This is a genomic window from Pseudomonas sp. SIMBA_068 (genome assembly GCF_046534705.1).
Lineage (GTDB): Bacteria > Pseudomonadota > Gammaproteobacteria > Pseudomonadales > Pseudomonadaceae > Aquipseudomonas > Aquipseudomonas putida.
The window spans coordinates 1-252 of the sequence record NZ_JAWRYI010001109.1; the positions used below are offsets into that span (position 1 = coordinate 1).

Consider the following 252-nt stretch of genomic DNA (forward strand, 5'->3'; position numbering starts at 1 on the left):
CCAGAACTCGTGGCATCAGACCCAGATGCAGTACTTGCAACACTTCAGCAAGCATTACAAACTCATGGCTCTAGCCGTACGCTAAATGCACCAACGTCAAGTTCTTCAGGCTTTTTTGATATTGAAGAAATTACCCACGCTTTTTATGCACAAGCTAACTTTGAATACGACATGTTCCGCGGTAACTTTGGTTTAGGTTATATTCAAACTGATGTTGAATCGACAGGTAACTCTGTAACGCAAGACGGCAGT

The 252-nt window shown here is 42.9% G+C and carries 1 protein-coding gene; it reads left to right on the top strand.

The genetic code is table 11. From position 1 onward, the window contains the following. Positions 1 to 252, top strand: a 252-nt coding sequence (locus SB756_RS32920) for a hypothetical protein (RefSeq protein ID WP_410913616.1), incomplete at both ends; no start/stop codon positions are given.